We start from the raw sequence: 19,067 nt of genomic DNA, 5'->3' as shown, positions 1-19,067 counted from the left end.
GATGTAGAGGATGCAACGATCCGGCCAACTGGCATTAAACCGTTGCTTAATTGAGACACAAACAGCACATGAAGGGCCGCGAATCGATCTCAAAGCCCATGTCGGCCCACGGACAGTTGTCATTACAGCAGGGAAATTGGCGATGCACGCGCTGGAATCGGACCTCTTCCTGCCCGGGCAATGTGGTCACCGGCACCGGCAAAACCACAGATTTCGGCGCGAATATGGTGCAAAAGCCACGATTGTTGCATTTCCGCCGCACCAGCGCTTTCTGTTGCCTTACAGCCTCACCCCCCAAATGTAGGGGGCGTTACCACAAGGCGTGACATCGCGTATTCGATTCCTTTAAAATCTGCCCTGCGCCAGAGTTAATTGACCCCTCCGACGCATTCCCGACAAGCCGCCAGGCAACTCCTGGCGGCTTCTTTTTTTCTGGCGCCACGAAAAGCGTATCGTATGCGACAGCGGGACGACTTGGGGTTGGGGTGTTCCGCGTTCGTTGCAATCCGGCGTCAACCGCCAGCCCCCGTTTTGCGTTGCCTGCCACATGAAACGACAGTTCCTCGGCTTGCTAGCCCGCGTCTACGTCATGCAATTCGCCATGGAGGTGCCCGCCACCGTGGCCATGCTTGCAGAAATGCTCATGGAATATGGATTCCAGGTAGATATCGGCACCGTACGACCCCTGCTGCGCGCGCTGCAGATGGAAGGCTATCTGGAAAGCGTCCTGCGCGACGGTATCGGGCGGGTCTACCTGCTGACCGAGCAGGGCCGCGAAGAGCTGGCCAGCAGCCGCTCGCGCATCGACGAGTTGTACCGCCGGCTGCACAACCCGAACGGTGACAACGCCACCTCTCCCACATCTGCCAGCAACGCCTAGCGCTGCGGCGACCCGTCATGCAAAACCCGGCCGAGGGATCCGCCGGGTTTTTTTCCGCCCGATGCGTACCCGTTTCTGCGTGCCTCAGCCGAGCAAGGCCACGCAGCAGATGAAGGACAGCCAGAGATGACGGCGCTGGTCCGGGGCCAGCCGCTGCATCTCGAAACGTTCGATGTGTCCGCCCGCCGGCGCACGGTGCGCCAGGTATCCCGGCATGGCACGCAAATGCCGGACAATCTTCCCCACCATGACGACCCCTCCTCGTTAACGGCGTGACGCGAAGGCGTGATCCGCCGTCTGCCAGCCCATGAGAGTCATTATTTGCTTTTTGGCCGCCGCCGAAGCGTGGAGGTGAGCGGGATTCTGGCCGCAGGCGTGGGAATTGACGTTGGCCGAGCCGAAGGCAACGGGCTTCAGGCCACGCGCACGCCCGTGCCGGCGAAGGTCTTGCCACCCACCAGGATCTGCCTGAGCGCGTCCAGTCCCACGGGCTGGCAGAACAGGAATCCCTGCACGGCATCGCAGCCTTCGCCACGCAGGAATTCGAACTGGGCCATGGACTCCACGCCTTCGGCCACCACCTGCAGATGCAGCTGATGACCCAGCGCGATGATCGCCGCGGCCACCGCGCGGTCGTGACCCGGCATGGCCAGATCGTCGACGAACGACTTGTCGATCTTCAGCTTGCTGATCGGCAGCCGCGTCAGGTAGCCCAGCCCCGAATAGCCGGTGCCGAAGTCGTCGATTGACATGCCCACGCCAAGCTGGCGCACGCGGCGGAAGGTCTCGATGGTGGTTTCGCCGCCATCCACCAGGATGCCCTCCGTCACTTCGATGGTCAGGCTGCCGGCTGGCAGGCCCGCGGACTGCAGGCAGCGCGCCACCGTTTCCGGGAAGTTCGCCAGACGCAGCTGCAGCGGCGAGATATTCACCGCCACGTCGATATCGCGACGCAGTTCGGTGCGCAGCGACTGGATATCGCGGCAGGCGGTGGCCAGGGTCCACTCGCCCAATTCGCCGATCAGCCCGCACTGTTCGGCAATGGGGATGAATTCCGAAGGCGGCATCGGGCCGCGCTCGGGCGTCGCCCAGGCGATCAGCGCTTCCACGCCCACCACCGCCAGCGTCGCCACGTCGACGATCGGCTGGTATCGCAGGCGGAATTCCTGCTCGGCCAACGCGCGCCGCAGCAGCGCCTCGATGGTGAAGCGCGTGAGCGAGGCCTCGGCCATCTCGCTGGAAAAGCGGCGCAGTTGCGCGCGGCCGCCCTGCTTGGCGGCGTACATCGCGGAATCCGCCGACTTCAGCAACTCCGTCAGCGTGTCGCCATCTTCTGGGTACATCGCCATGCCCAGAGACGGTGTCACGCGCAACGGCTGGCCGGCGAGCCGGAGTTCTTCCGACACGCGCGCCAGGATCTTGGCGGCAACCAGTTCGGCCTCGCTGTCCTGCCGCAGCCCGCCCAGCACCACGGCAAACTCGTCGCCGCCCATGCGCGCCACCACATCGCCCGGCCGCACGGCACCGCGAATACGGTCCGAGATCGTGCGCAACACGTCATCGCCCACCGGATGGCCGAGCGTCTCATTGATGTGCTTGAAGTGATCCAGGTCCAGCACCAGCAGGGCCGCACGCGTGCCGGTGCGGCGCGCTTCAGACAGCAGCACCTCGGTGCGCGCGTGCAGTTCCGTGCGATTGGGCAGGCCGGTCAGCGCATCATGCTGCGCCAGATGGCGGATGTATTCGTCCACGCGATGCCGCTCGGTCAGGTCGTGCGCGATGGCCAGGTAGCCGTTCAGCACGCCGCCTTCGGTCATCGCCGTCAGCGTCAACGCCACCGGCAGCCGTGACCCGCCCTTCCGCAGATAGGTCCATTCGCGCTCATCGGACAAACCCAGCTGCGCCTTGGCGATCAGCGTGGGCAGCCCCGCTGCCACGGGATGGCCGATTTCGCGCGAGAGATCGCGGGCGCGCGCGGCCAGTTCGTCCGGATCGTGCAGGCTGGCGTAGGCCATGCGGGCGATCAGTTCGGGCTCGCTGTACCAGAGCATGCGCTGGCCGGCGCGATTGATGCCGGTGACGATGCCGTCCTCGTCGAACGTGATGACGCAAAACGGCGCGTGGTCGAGCAGGCGCGCATAGCGCAAGCTGGCCGTGGAGGCCGTCTGCTCCGCGCGGGCCAGGCTGGCGCGCAGCCCGGCATTTTCTTCCCGGCGCACCTGCCCGGCGAGCACGGCCTGCTGGCGCGCTTCGCGACGTTCGCGCGCCAGCCATCCGGCCAGCCAGGCCATCAGCATCGTGGCCAGCCCGCCCAGCAGCAGCACGCGCACGCCGTACTGGCCGGTGTGCGCGACCTCGAAGGCTGGCCGCGTGGCCGCATGCAGCGTCCAGGTCTGGCCGCCGAACTGGATCTGCCGTTCGGCCTCCAGCATCGGGGCGTGGCCGTCATCGCGGCGTTCACCCTCGGTGCCGTCGCCAGACAGCCGCACGCCACCCGCGCGCGTGGGCCCTTCGAACAGCGTCAGCACCAGCTCGCCCGCCGCGGGGCCGGACACCCCGCGCATCAGGTCGCCCAGTCGCATCGATACATAGACATAGCCGGCCAGCGCCGCGCTCCGTTCCTCGCGCGTGGCAGCCGACTTGCCGGCCGGGAACACCGGCACGAAGATCAGGGCCCCGCGCTGGTGGGTCTGTGCTTCCGCCTCGCGGACGAGATTCAGGCCGTGGGTAAGCCGGGCCTCGCCGCTGTCGCGCGCGGCCTCCAGGGCACTGCGCCGGGCCGGGTCGCTGAGCAGATCGAAGCCGGCGGCCCGCGCATTGCGGCCGCCAAATGGCTCGACATAGAGAATCGGCGCATAGAGCGGGCGATTTCCGGCGGGGTAGACGTCGAAGTCCGCCAGGCCATCGGCCTTCGCCGCGGCCACCACATCGGCCAGGCGCTGGCTTGTGACAACCGGTGCATAGCCGACGGACTGCGTGCCCGGCGGCAATTCGTCGAGCTGCGCCGAGTAGAGATAGCTGCGCCACTGCGCGCGCGTAGTACCCGGATCCGCCGCCATCAACGCCGCAGCCCCGCGCAACAGGCGTTCATTTTCCTGCAGGCGATCACGCAGCGCGTCAGCCGTGCGGCCCAGCAGCGCGTCCACGTCCTGTGCCGCCACCTGGTGCTCCAGCCGGGCCGCCTGCTGCCAGGCGCCCGCCGTCAGCAGGGCGCCGCCTGCGGCGACCAGCAGTGACAGCACGGCAGGCGACAACGAGAGCAATCTCATGGACGGACGGTAGGGATGCGTGGCGCGCCCCTGGACAGCGGGCCCGATCAACAACGCCGCGGCGCCCTCCCGTTCGGATGGTGCGATGCGCGACGCGTCGGGCGCACTATACCGCGCCGATTTCGGCCCGCACAGTGCCGCGGCACACACTTGCGAATACGCCGCAGGCGCCACTTGCCGCATGGGCCCACGCTTGTCAAACCCTGTTTCTCCCGGCTGACTCGAACGGGTGAAGCATGCTACGTTAAGCATGCCTTGTAGCGTGTTTCGGCGTCTGCCTTGGGCGTGCATGGGCGCGCATGGCGGGGCAAGCCTGGAATCGCCAGGATCGTCGTGCGCCCACGGGCCGTTTGCCGACACCCTCGTCGGCACCCTTGCCGCGCCCCTCCCCGTTCACCGCATGCCCCCATTGTTGCCTTCGCTGAAAGCGCGTATCGCGCTCATCACTACGGTGCTCGCCGCCGTGCTCGGCGCCGGCATCGTCCTTGGCTCGCTCTACTACGCCCATCGCGATCTTGAGGACGCGCTGCAGAACCAGCAGGACTCCATCGTCAAGTTGTCCGCCGACCAGCTAGACACGGCGATGGAAGACCGCATCGTGCTGCTTTCCCACATGGCGCCGCAGGTGCGCGAGGTGCTGGAAGCCGCCCGCGCGGCGCCGCGCGAGGCCGTGCGGTCCCGCGTCCAGCAGGTGGTGTCGCGTACGGTACCGGTGCCGGCCGCGTTCAATTCCGTGCTGGTCACCGACGCATCCGGCGCGGTGCTGACCAGTGGCGGCACACCGATCGAAGTCGGCGACCGCACCTACTTCCGCGAGGCAGCGCGCACGCTCAACACCGTGGTAGCCGCCCCCATCCGCGGCCGCAGCGATGGCGCCATCGGCGCACTGGTGGCCGTGCCAGTGTTGTCGTCGTCCAACACCTTCCTGGGGCTGGTCGGTGGCTGGCTGGATCTGTCCAATTCCAACTTCCTGGTGGAGATCGCCCACAGCCGGCTGGGCAGCACGGGCTTCTACTGCCTGGTCTCGGCCGGCGCAAACCCGGTCTACGTGCAGCACCCCGACCCCGCGCAGGCGCGCCAGCCGGCCCGGGCCGTCGGCGACACCTGCGGCATGGACAACCACACCGCGCCGCTGGAATTCCTGACGCCGACGCGCCCCATCATCGCCCGCTACCTGATGTCGACGACCGGCTGGGAGCTCGTGGCGGTATTGCCTGCCCAGGAAGCCTACGCGCCGCTGCGGCAGATGCAGCGGCGCTTTCTCATTGCGTCGGGCCTGGCGCTCGGGGTGGTGGCCTTGCTGATCTGGCTGGCGGTGCGCCGATTGCTGACGCCGCTGTCGCGCCTGCACCAGGTGGTGCGGGCCAGCGCCAGCGACGCCGACGCGTTCGAGCGGCTGCCGCAGCGCCCGCAACGCGATGAGATTGGCGACGTGACCCGCGCGTTCATCCGACTCATGCGCGACGTGCGCCAGCGCGGCCACCAACTGGCACGCAGCGAACGGCGGTTGCGCGCCGTCACGGATACGCTGCCCGCCCTGCTGGCCTTCATCGACACCGACGAGCGCTACGTCTTCAACAACGTCGCCTATGAGCGCGCCTTCGGCATGAGCGTCGATGACATTCGCGGCAAGACCGTGCGCGAGGTGCTGGGCGAGGCCCGCTATGCCCGGGCGCGCCCCTATCTGCAGCAGGCGCTGGCCGGTGCGGTGGTGAGCTTCGAGGCCGAGTATGAAGACCCGCAGCACCACTGGATGGAAATGACCTATCGCCCCGAATGGAGCGAAGACGGCAAGCAGGTGGTGGGCGTGCATATCCACGTGCAGGACATCACCCAGCGCAAGCTGGAGAACCTGCGCCTGTCGCGGATCTCCCGGACCGATCACCTGACGCAATTGCAGAATCGCAGCGCGTTCGAAACCCAGTTGCACGCCGCCATGGCCTGCAGCCGCGATGAGAATAGTCTGATGGCGCTGCTGTATCTCGACATGGACCGCTTCAAGGCCGTGAACGACGTCCACGGTCACGCCACGGGCGACCTGCTCCTGCAGGCGTTCGCCCTGCGCCTGCGCCGCTGCGTACGCGACGAGGACCACGTGGCACGGCTGGGCGGCGACGAGTTCGCGGTCATCCTGGAAGACATCGGCATCCCCGCCGTTGCCGGGCGCGTGGCGGAGGCCATCCTGGAATCCGTCAGCCGTCGCTTCTACTTCGACGGCGTGCTGGCCGACGTGGACGTCAGCATCGGCGTGGCGCTGTACCGGGGCGGCACGATGAGCGACGAAGCGCTGATGCGCATGGCCGATGTCCTGCTATACCGCGCCAAGGCACTCGGCCGGGGCCGCTACGAGATGGGCCCCGCCGAACTGATGACGCAGGAAGCCTGAGCGGCGTCGACTTTCGGCGCTGAAAGCGCCTGCTCACATCGCCTGCCGGGTCTCCCCCGCCGACGATGCCGCTCCCCGGTGGCCGTCTCAGTGTTTGGTCGATTCGTCGGAAGCGTCCGACGCCTGTGGCGCATCGGCGTCAAACGGCACATGCCGGCCGTCGGCCGACTGGTAGCCCAGCTTGGCGCTCTCGCCCATCATCTTTTCGTAGGCCAGCATCGCCTCGGCCACGGCATTCGGCTCCCCCTTGAACACGATCACATCGTTGCCGCAGTTCGGGCACTGGCCGCCGAATACCGCGTCGATACCGCGCAGGCCCGGTGCCGGGATGGCGTCGAAATTGGTGAATGAGGTCTTGCACGACCCGCAGACCAGTTGTGCCGGCCGCAGCGCCTCTGCCCGCGCACGCGCCTGTTGCGCCCGCTCCTCGGGTGTGCCCCGTCGTTTTGCGTCACCCATGGTGCCATCCTTTCTTCCGGCTTTCGCCAATAAATTGCCGTCTTGTAAATGCTTCTCCACGCATCGCCACGCATCAGGAAAGAGACCCAAAGGTGGGATGGCGAGTCGGAGCCGGCCATTGTAGACCACCCCGACTCTACGGCAGGACCTGACTACGCCTGCTATTGTGGATAACGGTTGCCTACTACCCACCCCCAAGGAGGACACCGATGATTCGACCGACCGTGCAGGAGAACTTCACCCGTTACGCCGACTGTATTGCCGCCTGCAACGCCGCGGCCGCCGCCTGCCTCAAATGCGCCGCAGCCTGCCTGGAAGAGCCCGACACCAAGAGGATGGCGCGCTGCATCGCGCTGGACATGGACTGCGCCGGCATCGCCAACCTCGCCGCGTCGTACATGCTGCGCAACAGCGAATTCGCACCGCTCGTATGCGAAGACTGCGCCGAAGTCTGCAAATGGTGCAAGGAGGAATGCGAGCACCACGACCATTGGCATTGCCAGGAATGTGCCAGGGCCTGTGCCGCCTGCATGGAGATGTGCCTGAAGATGACCGCCTGAACACTCCGTAACCCAGGCGGGCAATCGTCGCCGGCATGCGCCCGGAATGCGCATGCCGGCGGCAGGGGCATTGCCCCCGAAAGCGGCGGATGTGACACAGGAAGGCTATGCTAAGGATCTTGCGTTGCTTGCTGTGATCTCTTCCTCAAGGAGTCCGCTCATGTCCGAGAAGTTGCCCGCCACCCGTATCGAGAAAGACAGCCTGGGAGACGTCGCCGTCCCCGCCGATCATCTCTGGGGTGCCCAGACCGAACGGTCTCGTCAGAACTTCCGCATCGGCAGCGAAAAGATGCCGCCGGCGCTGATCGAAGCCTTCGCCGTCCTCAAGCTCTGCGCGGCCCGTGCCAACCACGAGCTGGGTGTGCTCAAGCCGGACCTGGCGCACGCCATCGAACAGGCGGCGGAAGAAGTGATCGCCGGCAAATGGCCGGGCGAGTTCCCGCTGTCGGTCTGGCAGACCGGGTCCGGCACGCAGACCAACATGAACCTGAACGAGGTCATCGCCAACCGTGCGATCCAGATCCTCGGCGGCGAGGTCGGCAGCAAGAAGCCTGTTCATCCCAACGACCACGTCAACGCCAGCCAGTCTTCCAACGACAGCTTTCCCACGGCGATGCATATCGCGGCCACCCGCGCGATCCAGCAAACCCTGCTGCCATCGCTGGAAAAGCTGCAGCAAACCTTCGCGAAGAAGGTCGAGGCGTTCGCGGACATCGTCAAGGTCGGCCGCACGCACTTGCAGGACGCCGTGCCGCTGACGCTCGGCCAGGAATTTTCCGGTTACATGACCCAGGTGTCGGATGCGCAGTCGCGCCTGCAGCAGGCCATGCTGCGTGCGATGCCGGTACCGCAGGGCGGCACCGCGGTGGGCACCGGCCTGAATGCGCCGCCGGGATTCGCTGCCGCGTTTGCGCGCGCGCTGGCCAGCTACACGGGCCTGCCCTTCGAACCGGCGCCCAACCGTTACGCGCTGCAAGCCGCCCACGATGCACTGGCCGACCTCTCGGGCGCGCTGAATACGACGGCCTCGTCATTCCTGAAGATCGCACGAGACTTCATGCTGCTGGGGTCTGGCCCGCGCGCCGGCTTTGCGGAGCTGCAACTGCCGGCCAATGAGCCGGGGTCGTCGATCATGCCGGGCAAGGTCAATCCGACACAGGCCGAGGCATTGGCGATGGTCTGTTGCCGCATCATCGGCAACCACACGACGGTGACGCTCGCCAACGGGCTCGGCACGCTGGAACTCAATGCGTACAAGCCGGTGATCGTCTACAGCCTGCTGCAATCGGTGACGCTGCTGGCCGATGCGGCGTCGAGCTTCGCCGAACACATGGTGGAAGGCGTGGAGCCCGATCGCGCGCGGATCCAGGAATTGCTGGAACGCTCGCTGATGTCCGTGACGGCGCTGAATCCGCACATCGGCTACGACAAGGCCGCGGAGATCGCCAAGCTGGCGGTGAAGAAGAACCTGTCGCTGCGCGAGGCCGCGATTGCCTCCGGCCACCTCAACGATGCGCAATTCGACGAGTGGATCGACTTCAAGGGGATGACCCGGGAGGTCTGATCCGACGATGGAAGTCAGCCGGCGGAAATCCGCCGGCGGTCTTCTCCACGATGACTTCGGCCAGCTGACATCCGGTTGCAGACCGCCGGCCGCGACACGTCAGCGCCCACGCGCCCCCTCAAGCTGCGCGTGCACGTCGTGCGACAGTTCCAGCAGGACGTCACGGCCGATGCCGCCGGAGACGGCATAGCCGAAGTCGCCGTCGATCCAGTAGAACACGTTGACCGAACCATCCTGATAGAGACGGAACGCGGTGGTCTTGCTGTCCGCCTTGCGACGGGAGATGCACAGCGTGATCCGCTGGCCGCCGGCATCGCGATACATGAACTGCGCGACGTCGCCGCCGGCATCGGGAAGCAATCGGCCGCCGACAAGCTCGAAGCCGCTACGCGTCAGCACCGGGGGATGGACGGCGGTGCCGAGCCGGTCCGACAGCCATTGCACGAAGTCCTGTTCGCGATCGGCGCCGAGCGTGGCGGGCCGGACGACGTCAGGCATGTAGACCACATGGGCGAGCGCGGCCTGGCGGGCAAAGCCGGCCGGCGCCTCGCCACCGGCCCGCGCGATCTTGCCCTCGCGCGAGGCCACCAGCGCGCCCGGCAGGCCACCGACGTCCATGCCGATGCCGATCCCAATGCCGAGCACGAGCATCGCGGCCATCGCCATCCAGCGCGGCCACGCGGCGCGCGGCGCATCACCCGGACGCAGCCGGTGCGGCACGGGCTCGTCAAGCACATCGTCATAGCGCGCATGCAGCCAATGCTTCTGCGCGAGGTACGCATCCACGCGGGCCACCAGTGCGGGGTCCGCCTGGAGCGCACGCTCGACCGCCGCGCGCCGATCGAACGACAGTTGCCCATCGACATACGCATGCAGCTCCGCCTCGTCGACGGTAGTTCGTTGCTCGTTCATCGCACCACCCTCAGTTTCGGACCACCTGCCTTGCCACCCGCCTTGCCATCTCCCGGGGCCTCGCCCGCCATCAGCACCCGCAATCGCTCGCGCCCGCGCGAAAGCCGCGACATCACCGTGCCGATGGGAATATCCAGCGCCAGCGCAACCTCCGCATAGCTCATGTCCTCCAGGCCAACCAGCAGCACGACCGCGCGCTGCTCGGCCGGCAGCCGCTGGAGCGCCTCGTCCAGGTCACGCATTTCATGCGCGCGGGTCTGGCCGTCGGGCATGGCCAGGGCATCGTCGCCGAACATGTCCTCATCCATGGCAACGTGGACCGCGCGGGCCGACGCGCGGCGCGCGTGGTTGACGTAGAGGCTGTGCATGATCGCGAACAGCCAGGCGCGCGGGTCGGCGCCGGCTCGAAACTGCTCCGTACGGCCGAGCGCGCGCTCGAGCGTGTCCTGCACGAGGTCGTCGGCCAGTTCCCGGTTGTGAATCAGCGCGCGCGCGTAGCGGCGCAGCCGAGGCACGTGATCGATCAGGGCGTTGCGGATGCTCATCGTCCATCCTTGCCGCGCCGGCCCCCCTGGCCAGCGCTCTCTTGTTGCATACACGCGCGCGCGGCCGTTTATTCCGCCTCCCCCCTGACATTTTTCCTGGCTCGCCCCGGAAGCGCCGCACGCGCCACCCACGATTTTTTGGCGTCGATGGAATAAGCGCGTCGCGCCCGTGTATACGCGGATGACGGCCTGCGGGCCACGACAGGGAGCCACCCATGACAACCATTTCCGCGCGACCCGTTTCCACACGACGTGCCGCGCGTGCCACCTCATTGGTGACCATACTGGTCACCGCGTTGGCCGCCTTCGGCGCCTCCACCGCGTTCGCCGGCCCGCCTGCCGACGAATCCGCGTTCCTGAGCGAAAACGACGCCGCCATGAACCAGATGATGGCCGACATGGCCGTCAAGCCGACCGGCGATGTCGACAAGGATTTCGTCGCGATGATGATCCCCCACCACCAGGGCGCGATCGACATGGCCCGGGCGTTCCTGCGCTACGGCAGCAACGAGCAGTTGCGACGCATCGCGCAGGAAATCATCGTCGACCAGCAACAGGAGATCGCCGCGATGCGGCTGGCGCTCGGCCAGCCGCTGCCGCCTTCGGCCCCCGCGCCGACGGCTGCGGCGGCGGCGCCCCCTTCACCGTCGGCACCACCGTCAGCATCGCCAGCGGCACCCGGCCACGGCATGCAGCATGGCAAGCCGATGTCCCACCACGAATGACAACCCCGCAGGAGCCTCGATGACACGCAACATCCTTTCCACCGCGCTGGCCCGCGCCGCGCTGGTGGGCACCACACTGGCGGCCACGCTCGCCGCCCCGCTCGCCTGGGCCGGCCAGGCACCCGGCGCGTTGTCCGCGCCCGATATCCCCGTCAGCCACAAGGACCGGATCTACGCCGCTGAGCAGTTCTCCAACACGGTGTCCGTGACCGATCCCGTCGACAACAAGCTGCTCGGCGTGATTCGCCTTGGCGATCCTTCACCGGGCAACTTCAGTCCGCTCTATCGCGGCCAGGTGCTGGTGCATGGCATGGGCTTCTCGCCCGACCACCGCATGCTGGCGATCGTCTCGATCGGATCGAACTCGGTGACGTTCATCGATACGCAGACCAACACGGTCCGGCACACGACCTATGTCGGGCGTTCGCCGCACGAGGCGTTCTACACGCCCGATGGCCGCGAGGTGTGGGTCACTGTGCGCGGCGAGAACTACGTCGCCGTGCTCGACGCGAAGACGTTCCAGGAGAAGACGCGCATCGTCACGCCCGCCGGCCCCGGCATGCAGATCTTCTCGCCGGACGGCAAGTACGGCTATATCTGCTCGTCATTCAATCCGGAAACCAAGGTCGTATCCGTGGCCGATCACAAGATCGTCGGCACCGTGAAGCAGGACAGCCCGTTCTGCCCCAATATCGCCGCCACGCCGGATGGCAGGCAGGTCTGGTTCACGCTCAAGGACGTGGGCCGCACGCAGGTCTTCGATGCGCGCCCGCCGTTCTCGCTGATCAAGACCCTCGACACCGGGCCGATCACAAACCACGTCAACTTCGCGCACACGGCCAAGGGTACGTTCGCCTACGTCACCATCGGCGGCCTGAACCAGGTCAAGGTGTTCCGTACCGATGACTTCTCGCAGGTCGCGACGATCCCGGTCGGCAACCTGCCGCACGGGATCTGGCCGTCCGGCGATGGCTCGCGCATCTACGTGGGTCTTGAGAATGCCGACGCGCTCGCGGCAATCGACACGGCCACCAACCAGGTCGTTGCCACCGTGCCGGTCGGGCAGGCGCCGCAGGCGATTGCCTACGTACCCAACGCGGTAACGGAGGGCGATGGCACGCAGAACCTGCAGCCGCTCGGGGTTGCCGGTCAGGCCACGCACCTCGCGTTGGCAGCGGCGGGCGGTAGCAACGATGGCACGGCGCCCACCAGCGTCACGCTGTTCGAACAGGGCCTCGTGCAGGTGCTACAGGCCTCCGTCACGGGGCTGCAGCCCAAGTCCGCATATGTGCTGGCGCTGTCGGACAAGCCGGATGGCAGCGGCAACGTGGAAGCGCTGGCGACGTTCATGACCAACCCGGCCGGCTCGGCAATCGTCAATTCGATCGGGCCGATTCGACAGGTGGTGGCGCCGGGCTCGACGGCCACGGACAAGCGGCGCTATCTGATGGTGGCCCCCCAGGTCGATGGCAAGCCGGGCACGCCGGTGCAGCTGCAACGGCTCTGATGGCCGGCGCATCGCCACGCGCCATCATGGCGCGGGGGCGGCGGCCACGGCACGCGTCCCATCGCGTGCCGTGGCCTGACCGGCTGGCTCCCATCCGCCGCCGAGCGCCTTCACGAGGCTCACGCTCGCCACCAGTTGCCGGCGCCGGACATTCTCGAGTGCCCGATCGCTCGCGAGCGCCGCGCCTTCCAGCACGCCCACTTCCAGATAAGCCACGGCGCCCTTCCGGTAGCGGTCGATCCCCATGCGCAGGGCCTCCGCCGACGCCTCCGATGCGGCCTGCTGGCTAGCGGCTTCGTTTTGCAGCGCCTGCACGGCGGCATAGCCGTCCTCCACTTCCTGGAATGCGTGCAGCACGGTCTGCCGATAGTCCGCCGCGCTGGCATCGAACTGCGCGCGGGCGCTGTCCGCGTTGGCACGGCGCCGGCCGCCATCCAGGATCGTGCCGACGAGCGCCGGCCCGATGGCCCAGAAGCGGCTGGGCGCGGTCAGCCAGCCGGCCAGGTTGGTGCTTTCCAGGCCACCGCCCAGCGCGAGTATCAGATCGGGAAAGAACGCCGCGCGCGCCACGCCGACCTGGGCATTGGCAGCGGCCACGCGGCGCTCCGCCGACGCGATGTCGGGCCTGCGTTCCAGCAATTGCGATGGCACTGCCGCGGGCACCACGGGCAGATGCGCCGCAGGCGTATCCGCCTGCAACGGCGGCAACGAGAAGCGGCTGGCTGACTCGCCGACCAGCGTGGCGATGGCGTGCTCCAGCTGGGCCCGGTTGAGTTGCAGGTCCGACAACTGCGCGCGCGTGCTCTCCAGTTGCGCGCGCGCCTGGGCCACGTCGCCTTGCGTCGCAATGCCACCGCGATAGCGGTTGGTCACGAGTTCCAGCACCGACGTATAGGTGTCGATCGTCCGCTGCAGCAACGCGGCTTCACGATCGAGCGAACGCACGCCGAAGTAGTCGGTGGCCAGTTCCGCCTGCAGGCCGAGCCGGACCGCCGCGACGTCATCGGCACTGGCCTCGGCGTGCGCCTGCGCTGCGTCGACGGTGTTGCCGATGCGGCCGAACAGATCGGGCTCCCATGAAGCAGTGAGCCCGAGCGTGTGGTCGGGCGTGGTCTTGCCCGCGAGGGACTTGCCGGCGACGTTGGCGGACGTATGGCTGTTGCTGACGCTGACGCCGGCACTCACCGTGGGAAAGTACGCGGACCTGGCCACCCGCACTTGCGCGCGCGCATCCTGCCACAGCGCCACGGCCTTGCGCAGCGTCTGGCTGGAGACGTCGATGCGTGCTTCCAGCGTGTCGAGGTCGTCGTCGCCATACACCCCCCACCACACCGCCGAGAGGTTGGCAGGGCCGCCGGGATGAGCCGGCGTCGCCCCGGCCTCCTTGTAGGACTGCGGCAGGTCGATGGCGGGCGGCTGGTAAGGCGGCGCCGTGGCGCATCCCGCGAGCAGGACGATCGCGGCCAATGCCGCCGCTGCGAGCCGCCGCTTGCGGACAGGCGTGCCGCGATAGTTACGAGTGACTGGCATGATCGCTGGATGGTTGGGTGGCAGGGGCGCGAGATAGTGCCGGTGGTGGCGCGGACGGGGCGCGATCGGCCACGACCTGCACTGGTGTGCCGGCCACCACGCCATCGCCCGGATTGACCACGACGCGTTCGTTGCCCTGCAGGCCGCTCAACACTTCCACGTGCGAGCCGAAATCGCGGCCGAGCGTGACGCGCCGGATCGCCAGCCGCCCGTCGTCGCCAACGATGGCGACGGACGGCCCCTGCGCCGGAAACAGCAAGGTGTTGGCGGGCAGGTCGAACCCCGCGCGCGCGGCCTTGGCGCTCAGGTGCGCTTCGGCATACGCGCCGGGCAGGATGCGTCCGTCATGGCTATCGACATCCAGCTCCACGCGCAGGCTGCGCGTCACCGGGTCGATCGCGCCGGCATTGCGTGCGACAGTGGCCGGCAGACGCTGCCCCGGCGATTGCGGCAGCGTGAGCCACGCCTCGGTGTCCGGCCCCACGATGCCGCTGTCGTCCTGCGGCACCTGCACATACACACGCAGCGTACGGCCCGCCGAGAGGTGGAACAGCTCGCGGCCCTGGCTGGGGCTGCTGCCGGCATCGATCAATGCGCCGGTATCGACGTTGCGCGCGGTGATGATGCCGTCGAACGGCGCGCGAATCTGCGTATAGGACGCCATTTGCGCCAGACGCGATGTATTGGAGCGCGCCGCCGCCAGCACGGCGCCCTTCGCCTGCATGTCGGCGACCTTCTGGTCGGTCTCCTGCTGCGCGACCGAGTTGGATTGCTGGAGGTCTTTCCAGCGCTCGGCCGTGCTCTTGGCCAGCGCGAAATTGGCGGCGGCGGTGGCTTCGTCCGCGCGCGCCTGCCGGAGCTGGTCCGCCACTTCGGGCGCATCGATCTCGGCGAGCAGTTGCCCCTGCGTGACCTGCGCGCCGATATCCGCGTACCAGCGCCGCAGGTATCCGCTGACGCGGGCGTACACCGGGGCGTCCTGATAGGCCCGGACATCGGCCGGCAAGACGATCTCGCGCTGCGCGGCGGCCGCGCCGGGCCGGACGATGGCGACCGCGGGTACTGTCGCCTGAGCCGTGCGCTTCGCAAGCACCGCATGCGCCTGCAGGCGCGGCACGATGCCGAGCGCCAGCGCACCGGCCACCAGCGCGCACACCGCCAGGGCCAGCCCGACATGCCGTGGCGCCAACGAATGCCGCCCCGAAGGCGGAAGGTCATCGACGGGTGGGGGCGTCGTGGAAGGTTTCATCTGGGATCTGCCGTATGCGTGACTGAAGACGTGACTGAAGACGTGACTGAGGGCGTGACTGGGGAGGTGGCTGGAGGCGATTGGGCAACGCGCATCCGGCCGCCCAGCCAGTGATGCAGCATGGCGAAGAAGACGGGCACCAGCACCAGCGTGGCGATCGAACCGAACGCCAGCCCGCCGATGACGGCCCGGCCGAGCGGTGCGTTCTGGGCGCCCGCGCTGCCCGCGCCCAGTGCCATCGGCACCATGCCGAACAGCATGGCGAGCGCGGTCATCGCCACCGGGCGGAAGCGGCCGGTGCCAGCCTCGAAGGCCGCCTGCACCGGGGCCATGCCTTCGCCCAGCAGTTCGCGCGCGCGGCTCACCACCAGGATGCTGTTGGCCGTGGCAATGCCGATGCACATGATGGCGCCCGTCAGCGCGGGCACGCTGATGGTGGTGCCGGTCGCGAACAGCATCCATGCCATGCCGGACAGCGCGACGGGCAAGCCACCGACGATGGCCAGCGGGTCGAGCCAGGACTGGAAGTTGACGACCATCAGCAGATACACCAGCACCATCGCCGCGCCGAGCCCGCCCACCAGCCCCACGAACGAGGTCCGCATGGTCTGCACCTGCCCCCGGACCACCACGTCCGATCCGGCTGGCAAATCCTTGCGCACACGCGCGACGATGCGGTCGATATCGGTCGCCACCGCGCCGAGGTCGCGCCCGCGCACCGCGCCGAAGATATCCAGCACCGGTTGCACGTTGTAGTGCGACACCACGCCTTGCTGGCTGGTCCGCGTAACGGTGCCGAACAGCCCGACCTGACCGGCGCCGCCCTGTGCCGCAGTGTCGGCACCGAGCCCGAGGGGAATGTTCGCCAGGGCCTGCAGCGACCCCATGGCGTACTGCGGCACGGAGACCATCAGCGGATAGCTGACGCCGTTCTTCGGGTTGAGCCAGAAGTTTGGCGATGTCTGGCCGCTGCCGGAAAGCGAGATGAGCAGGTTTTGCGCCACGTCGCGCTGCGACAGGCCTGCCTGCAAGGCGCGGGTTCGGTCCACGTCGATGGTCAGCGCGGGCTGGTCGGCGGGTTGCTGCAGGTGTACGTCCGCAAGGCCCGGGACGGCAGTCAGCAGGCGCGCGAGGCGATTGGCCACGACGCGGTTGCCGGCCAGGTCATTGCCGACGATCTGCACGTCGATCGGCGCCGGCAATCCGAAATTGAGGATCTGGCTGACGATATCCGCCGGCAGGAACGAAAAGCTCACGCCAGGAAAGGCCTTGGGCAGCAGCGTGCCGAGCTTGTCGATATCCGCGGCCGTGCCGCCGCTGCCCGGCTTGACCGACACCAGGATCTCGGCATCCGCCGTGCCGATCGGCAGCGCGGCGTCGTAGGTCAGGTTGATGCCGCTAACCGGCAGGCCAATATCATCGACGATGCTGGCGACGCGGGCCGGGCCGATGGTCTGGCGGATTGACGCCTCCACCTGATCAGCGATGCGGGCCGTCTCCTCGATGCGCGTGCCGGTGCGGGCGCGCATGTGCAGGCGGATCTCGCCGCTATCCACGCTTGGGAAGAAGTCCTGACCGAGGAACGGCACCAGCGCCATCGATCCCGCGCAAGCAATCAGGAAGATGGCCACCGTGCGTCGGCGCGCGGCCAGCGCGGCCCGCAGCACGCCGGCATAGCGCAGCCGCACCGCCTCGAACGCGTGCTCGAAGCGCTGATGCAGGCCGTGGAAGAGGCGGCCGAGGAAGCTGCCGATGTGCCGGAGATGGCCCGGAGGTGGCGCCGCATCCGCCGCCAACTGTGCAGCCGGCGGTCCATCGGCAGCCTCGCCGCGCAGGAGGTAGTGGGCCAGTGTCGGAATCAGCGTACGCGACAGGAAGTACGACGCCATCATCGCGAAGACCACGGCTTCGGCCATCGGCACGAACAGGTAGCGCGCCACGCCGCTCAGCATGAACATCGGCAGGAACACGATGCAGATGCAGAGCGTGGACACCAGCGTGGGCAGCGCGATCTGCGCCGAGCCATCGAGGATGGCCGTCTCCAGCGGCTTGCCCATCTCGCGATGGTGGGTGATGTTCTCGATCGCCACCGTGGCGTCGTCGACGAGCACGCCCACGGCGAGTGCCAGCCCGCCGAGCGTCATGATGTTCAGCGTTTCGCCGAGTGCGGACAGCGCGATCAGCGCCGCCAGCACGGACAGCGGGATGGTGATGGCGATGATCAGCGTCGACCGCCAGCTGCCGAGGAACAGCAAGATCATCAGCGCGGTCAGGCAGGCGGCGATCAATGCCTCGTGCAGGACGCCGTCGATGGCGGAGGTCACGAACACGGACTGGTCGGAGATCGGCTGCACCTGCAGCGACTTCGGCAGGCCGGCGGTGACCTTCGGCAGCATGGCCTTGATCTGGGCGATGATCGACAAGGTGGAGGTATTGCCGCTTTTTTCGATCTCGAGGAGCGCGGCGCGCTTGCCGTCGCGCCGCACCACATTGGTCTGCGGCGCGTAGCCGTCATGCACCTGTGCCACGTCGCGGACATAGACGACGCCGCCCGGCCCGCTCGTGACCGGCAGGTCGTTCAGCGCCGCGACGGTCTGCGTGCTGCCATTCAGGTCGACGCGATACTCCAGCGCGCCGATCTTGGCCGTGCCGCCGGGCAGGATGAGGTTCTGTGCGTTGATGGCATTGACCACGTCCAGCGGTGCCAGGCCCCGCGCCTGCAGTGCGCGGGTATCGAGGTCGACCATGACCTGCCGGACCTTGCCGCCGTATGGCAGCGGCACCGACGCGCCCTGCACGGTGGCCAGCTGCGTGCGGATGAAGTTGTTGCCGAGGTCGTAGAGCTCCTGTTCCGGCAACTGGTCGCTGCCGAGAGCCAGCCGCAGGATCGGCACGGTGGAAGCGCTGTAGCTCAGGATCAGCGGCGCCGTGGTGCCCGGCGGCATGGTCTTGAGCAAGGACTGCGCGCCCGACGTGGTCTGCGCGATGGCGCGATTGATGTCGGCGCCCGGATGGAAGAACACCTTGATCACGGACACGCCGCTGAGCGTCTGGGACTCGATGTGCTCGATGTCGTCGACGCTGTTGGTCAGTGACCGCTCGTACCCTGTGACGATCCGGCGCGACATGTCCTCGGCCGACAGGCCGTTGTAGGACCAGACCACGCTGACCACGGGGATGTTGATCGACGGAAAGATGTCCGTCGGCGTGCGCAGGATCATCAGCGGACCCGCCAGCAACAGGCAGATCGCCAACACCACGAACGTATAGGGTCGCCCCAGGGCGAGCCTGACAATCCACATTTCGATTTCTCCCGGATGCCCGCCATGCGTCCGGCCCTGCTGGCGGGGGCTGGCGAGTCCTGCGGATTCTATGGAGCGGGCGGGGTGCCGGATGCGAACGAAACGATTACAGTCTTGTCATCCACTGCCGCGAGGGCCGGCGCTAAGATCGGCTCGCAATGGCTGGCGGGCAACGCCAC

The 19,067-nt window shown here is 67.6% G+C and carries 15 protein-coding genes; 7 read left to right on the top strand and 8 right to left on the bottom strand.

The annotated features are described in order from the left end of the window. Window positions 1-10 precede the first annotated feature (10 nt). Complete coding sequence (locus tag BLR29_RS32065) at window positions 11-304, top strand: hypothetical protein (protein WP_143018496.1); 294 nt, start codon at window positions 11-13, stop codon at window positions 302-304. Window positions 305-547: 243 nt separating this feature from the next. Beyond that, entirely contained in the window at window positions 548-880 is a 333-nt protein-coding gene (locus BLR29_RS21835; RefSeq protein ID WP_092139476.1) for a PadR family transcriptional regulator, read from the top strand. Between the two features lie 84 nt (window positions 881-964). On the opposite strand, the gene BLR29_RS32525 is transcribed toward BLR29_RS21835, so the two are convergent. Together BLR29_RS32525 and BLR29_RS21830 are read right to left on the bottom strand one after the other, a co-directional pair. After that, entirely contained in the window at window positions 965-1,129 is a 165-nt protein-coding gene (locus BLR29_RS32525) for a hypothetical protein (RefSeq protein ID WP_176861021.1), read from the bottom strand. Between the two features lie 164 nt (window positions 1,130-1,293). Continuing rightward, window positions 1,294-4,149, bottom strand: coding sequence for a bifunctional diguanylate cyclase/phosphodiesterase (locus BLR29_RS21830; RefSeq protein WP_092139678.1), 2,856 nt, complete (start codon window positions 4,147-4,149; stop codon window positions 1,294-1,296). A gap of 400 nt (window positions 4,150-4,549) precedes the next feature. Between BLR29_RS21830 and BLR29_RS21825 the strand changes: the two genes are divergently transcribed. Beyond that, window positions 4,550-6,535: a sensor domain-containing diguanylate cyclase gene (locus BLR29_RS21825; RefSeq protein WP_092139677.1), complete on the top strand. Its 1,986-nt coding sequence runs from the start codon at window positions 4,550-4,552 to the stop codon at window positions 6,533-6,535. Between the two features lie 87 nt (window positions 6,536-6,622). Here the strand turns inward: BLR29_RS21825 and BLR29_RS21820 are convergent, their stop codons facing one another. Next, window positions 6,623-6,994 carry a hypothetical protein gene (locus BLR29_RS21820; protein ID WP_092139474.1) on the bottom strand — a complete coding sequence of 124 codons (372 nt, stop codon included), beginning with the start codon at window positions 6,992-6,994 and terminating at the stop codon, window positions 6,623-6,625. 209 nt (window positions 6,995-7,203) lie between these two features. On the opposite strand from BLR29_RS21820, the gene BLR29_RS21815 reads away from it, so the two are divergent. Beyond that, entirely contained in the window at window positions 7,204-7,554 is a 351-nt protein-coding gene (locus tag BLR29_RS21815) for a four-helix bundle copper-binding protein (protein WP_092139472.1), read from the top strand. A gap of 160 nt (window positions 7,555-7,714) precedes the next feature. Continuing rightward, window positions 7,715-9,118 carry a class II fumarate hydratase gene (gene fumC / locus BLR29_RS21810; protein WP_092139470.1) on the top strand — a complete coding sequence of 468 codons (1,404 nt, stop codon included), beginning with the start codon at window positions 7,715-7,717 and terminating at the stop codon, window positions 9,116-9,118. Between the two features lie 99 nt (window positions 9,119-9,217). On the opposite strand, the gene BLR29_RS21805 is transcribed toward fumC, so the two are convergent. Together BLR29_RS21805 and BLR29_RS21800 are read right to left on the bottom strand one after the other, a co-directional pair. Next, a complete protein-coding gene (locus BLR29_RS21805; protein WP_092139468.1) occupies window positions 9,218-10,030 on the bottom strand; it encodes an anti-sigma factor family protein in 813 nt (270 codons plus the stop codon). Continuing rightward, window positions 10,027-10,575: an RNA polymerase sigma factor gene (locus tag BLR29_RS21800; RefSeq protein ID WP_092139466.1), complete on the bottom strand. Its 549-nt coding sequence runs from the start codon at window positions 10,573-10,575 to the stop codon at window positions 10,027-10,029. The genes BLR29_RS21805 and BLR29_RS21800 overlap by 4 nt, the downstream gene beginning before the upstream one ends. Before the next feature lie 215 nt (window positions 10,576-10,790). Here BLR29_RS21800 and BLR29_RS21795 point away from each other — a divergent pair, with 215 nt between their 5' ends. Further along, window positions 10,791-11,300, top strand: coding sequence for a DUF305 domain-containing protein (locus BLR29_RS21795; RefSeq protein WP_092139464.1), 510 nt, complete (start codon window positions 10,791-10,793; stop codon window positions 11,298-11,300). A gap of 19 nt (window positions 11,301-11,319) precedes the next feature. Beyond that, entirely contained in the window at window positions 11,320-12,807 is a 1,488-nt protein-coding gene (locus BLR29_RS21790) for a YncE family protein (RefSeq protein WP_092139462.1), read from the top strand. 24 nt (window positions 12,808-12,831) lie between these two features. Here the strand turns inward: BLR29_RS21790 and BLR29_RS21785 are convergent, their stop codons facing one another. The 3 genes from BLR29_RS21785 to BLR29_RS21775 are packed head-to-tail and all read right to left on the bottom strand — an operon-like array spanning window position 12,832 to window position 18,888. After that, window positions 12,832-14,337, bottom strand: a complete 1,506-nt coding sequence (locus tag BLR29_RS21785) for an efflux transporter outer membrane subunit (protein WP_092139460.1) — start codon at window positions 14,335-14,337, stop codon at window positions 12,832-12,834. After that, window positions 14,321-15,586: an efflux RND transporter periplasmic adaptor subunit gene (locus BLR29_RS21780; RefSeq protein WP_092139458.1), complete on the bottom strand. Its 1,266-nt coding sequence runs from the start codon at window positions 15,584-15,586 to the stop codon at window positions 14,321-14,323. The genes BLR29_RS21785 and BLR29_RS21780 overlap by 17 nt, the downstream gene beginning before the upstream one ends. Beyond that, window positions 15,583-18,888 carry an efflux RND transporter permease subunit gene (locus BLR29_RS21775; protein ID WP_092139456.1) on the bottom strand — a complete coding sequence of 1,102 codons (3,306 nt, stop codon included), beginning with the start codon at window positions 18,886-18,888 and terminating at the stop codon, window positions 15,583-15,585. The genes BLR29_RS21780 and BLR29_RS21775 overlap by 4 nt, the downstream gene beginning before the upstream one ends. Window positions 18,889-19,067: the final 179 nt, after the last annotated feature.

Origin of the sequence: Cupriavidus sp. YR651, assembly GCF_900101625.1 — a bacterium.
GTDB lineage: Bacteria > Pseudomonadota > Gammaproteobacteria > Burkholderiales > Burkholderiaceae > Cupriavidus.
The sequence above is the reverse complement of the archived record's forward strand: the minus strand, read 5'-3'. Positions and strand labels throughout refer to the sequence as shown.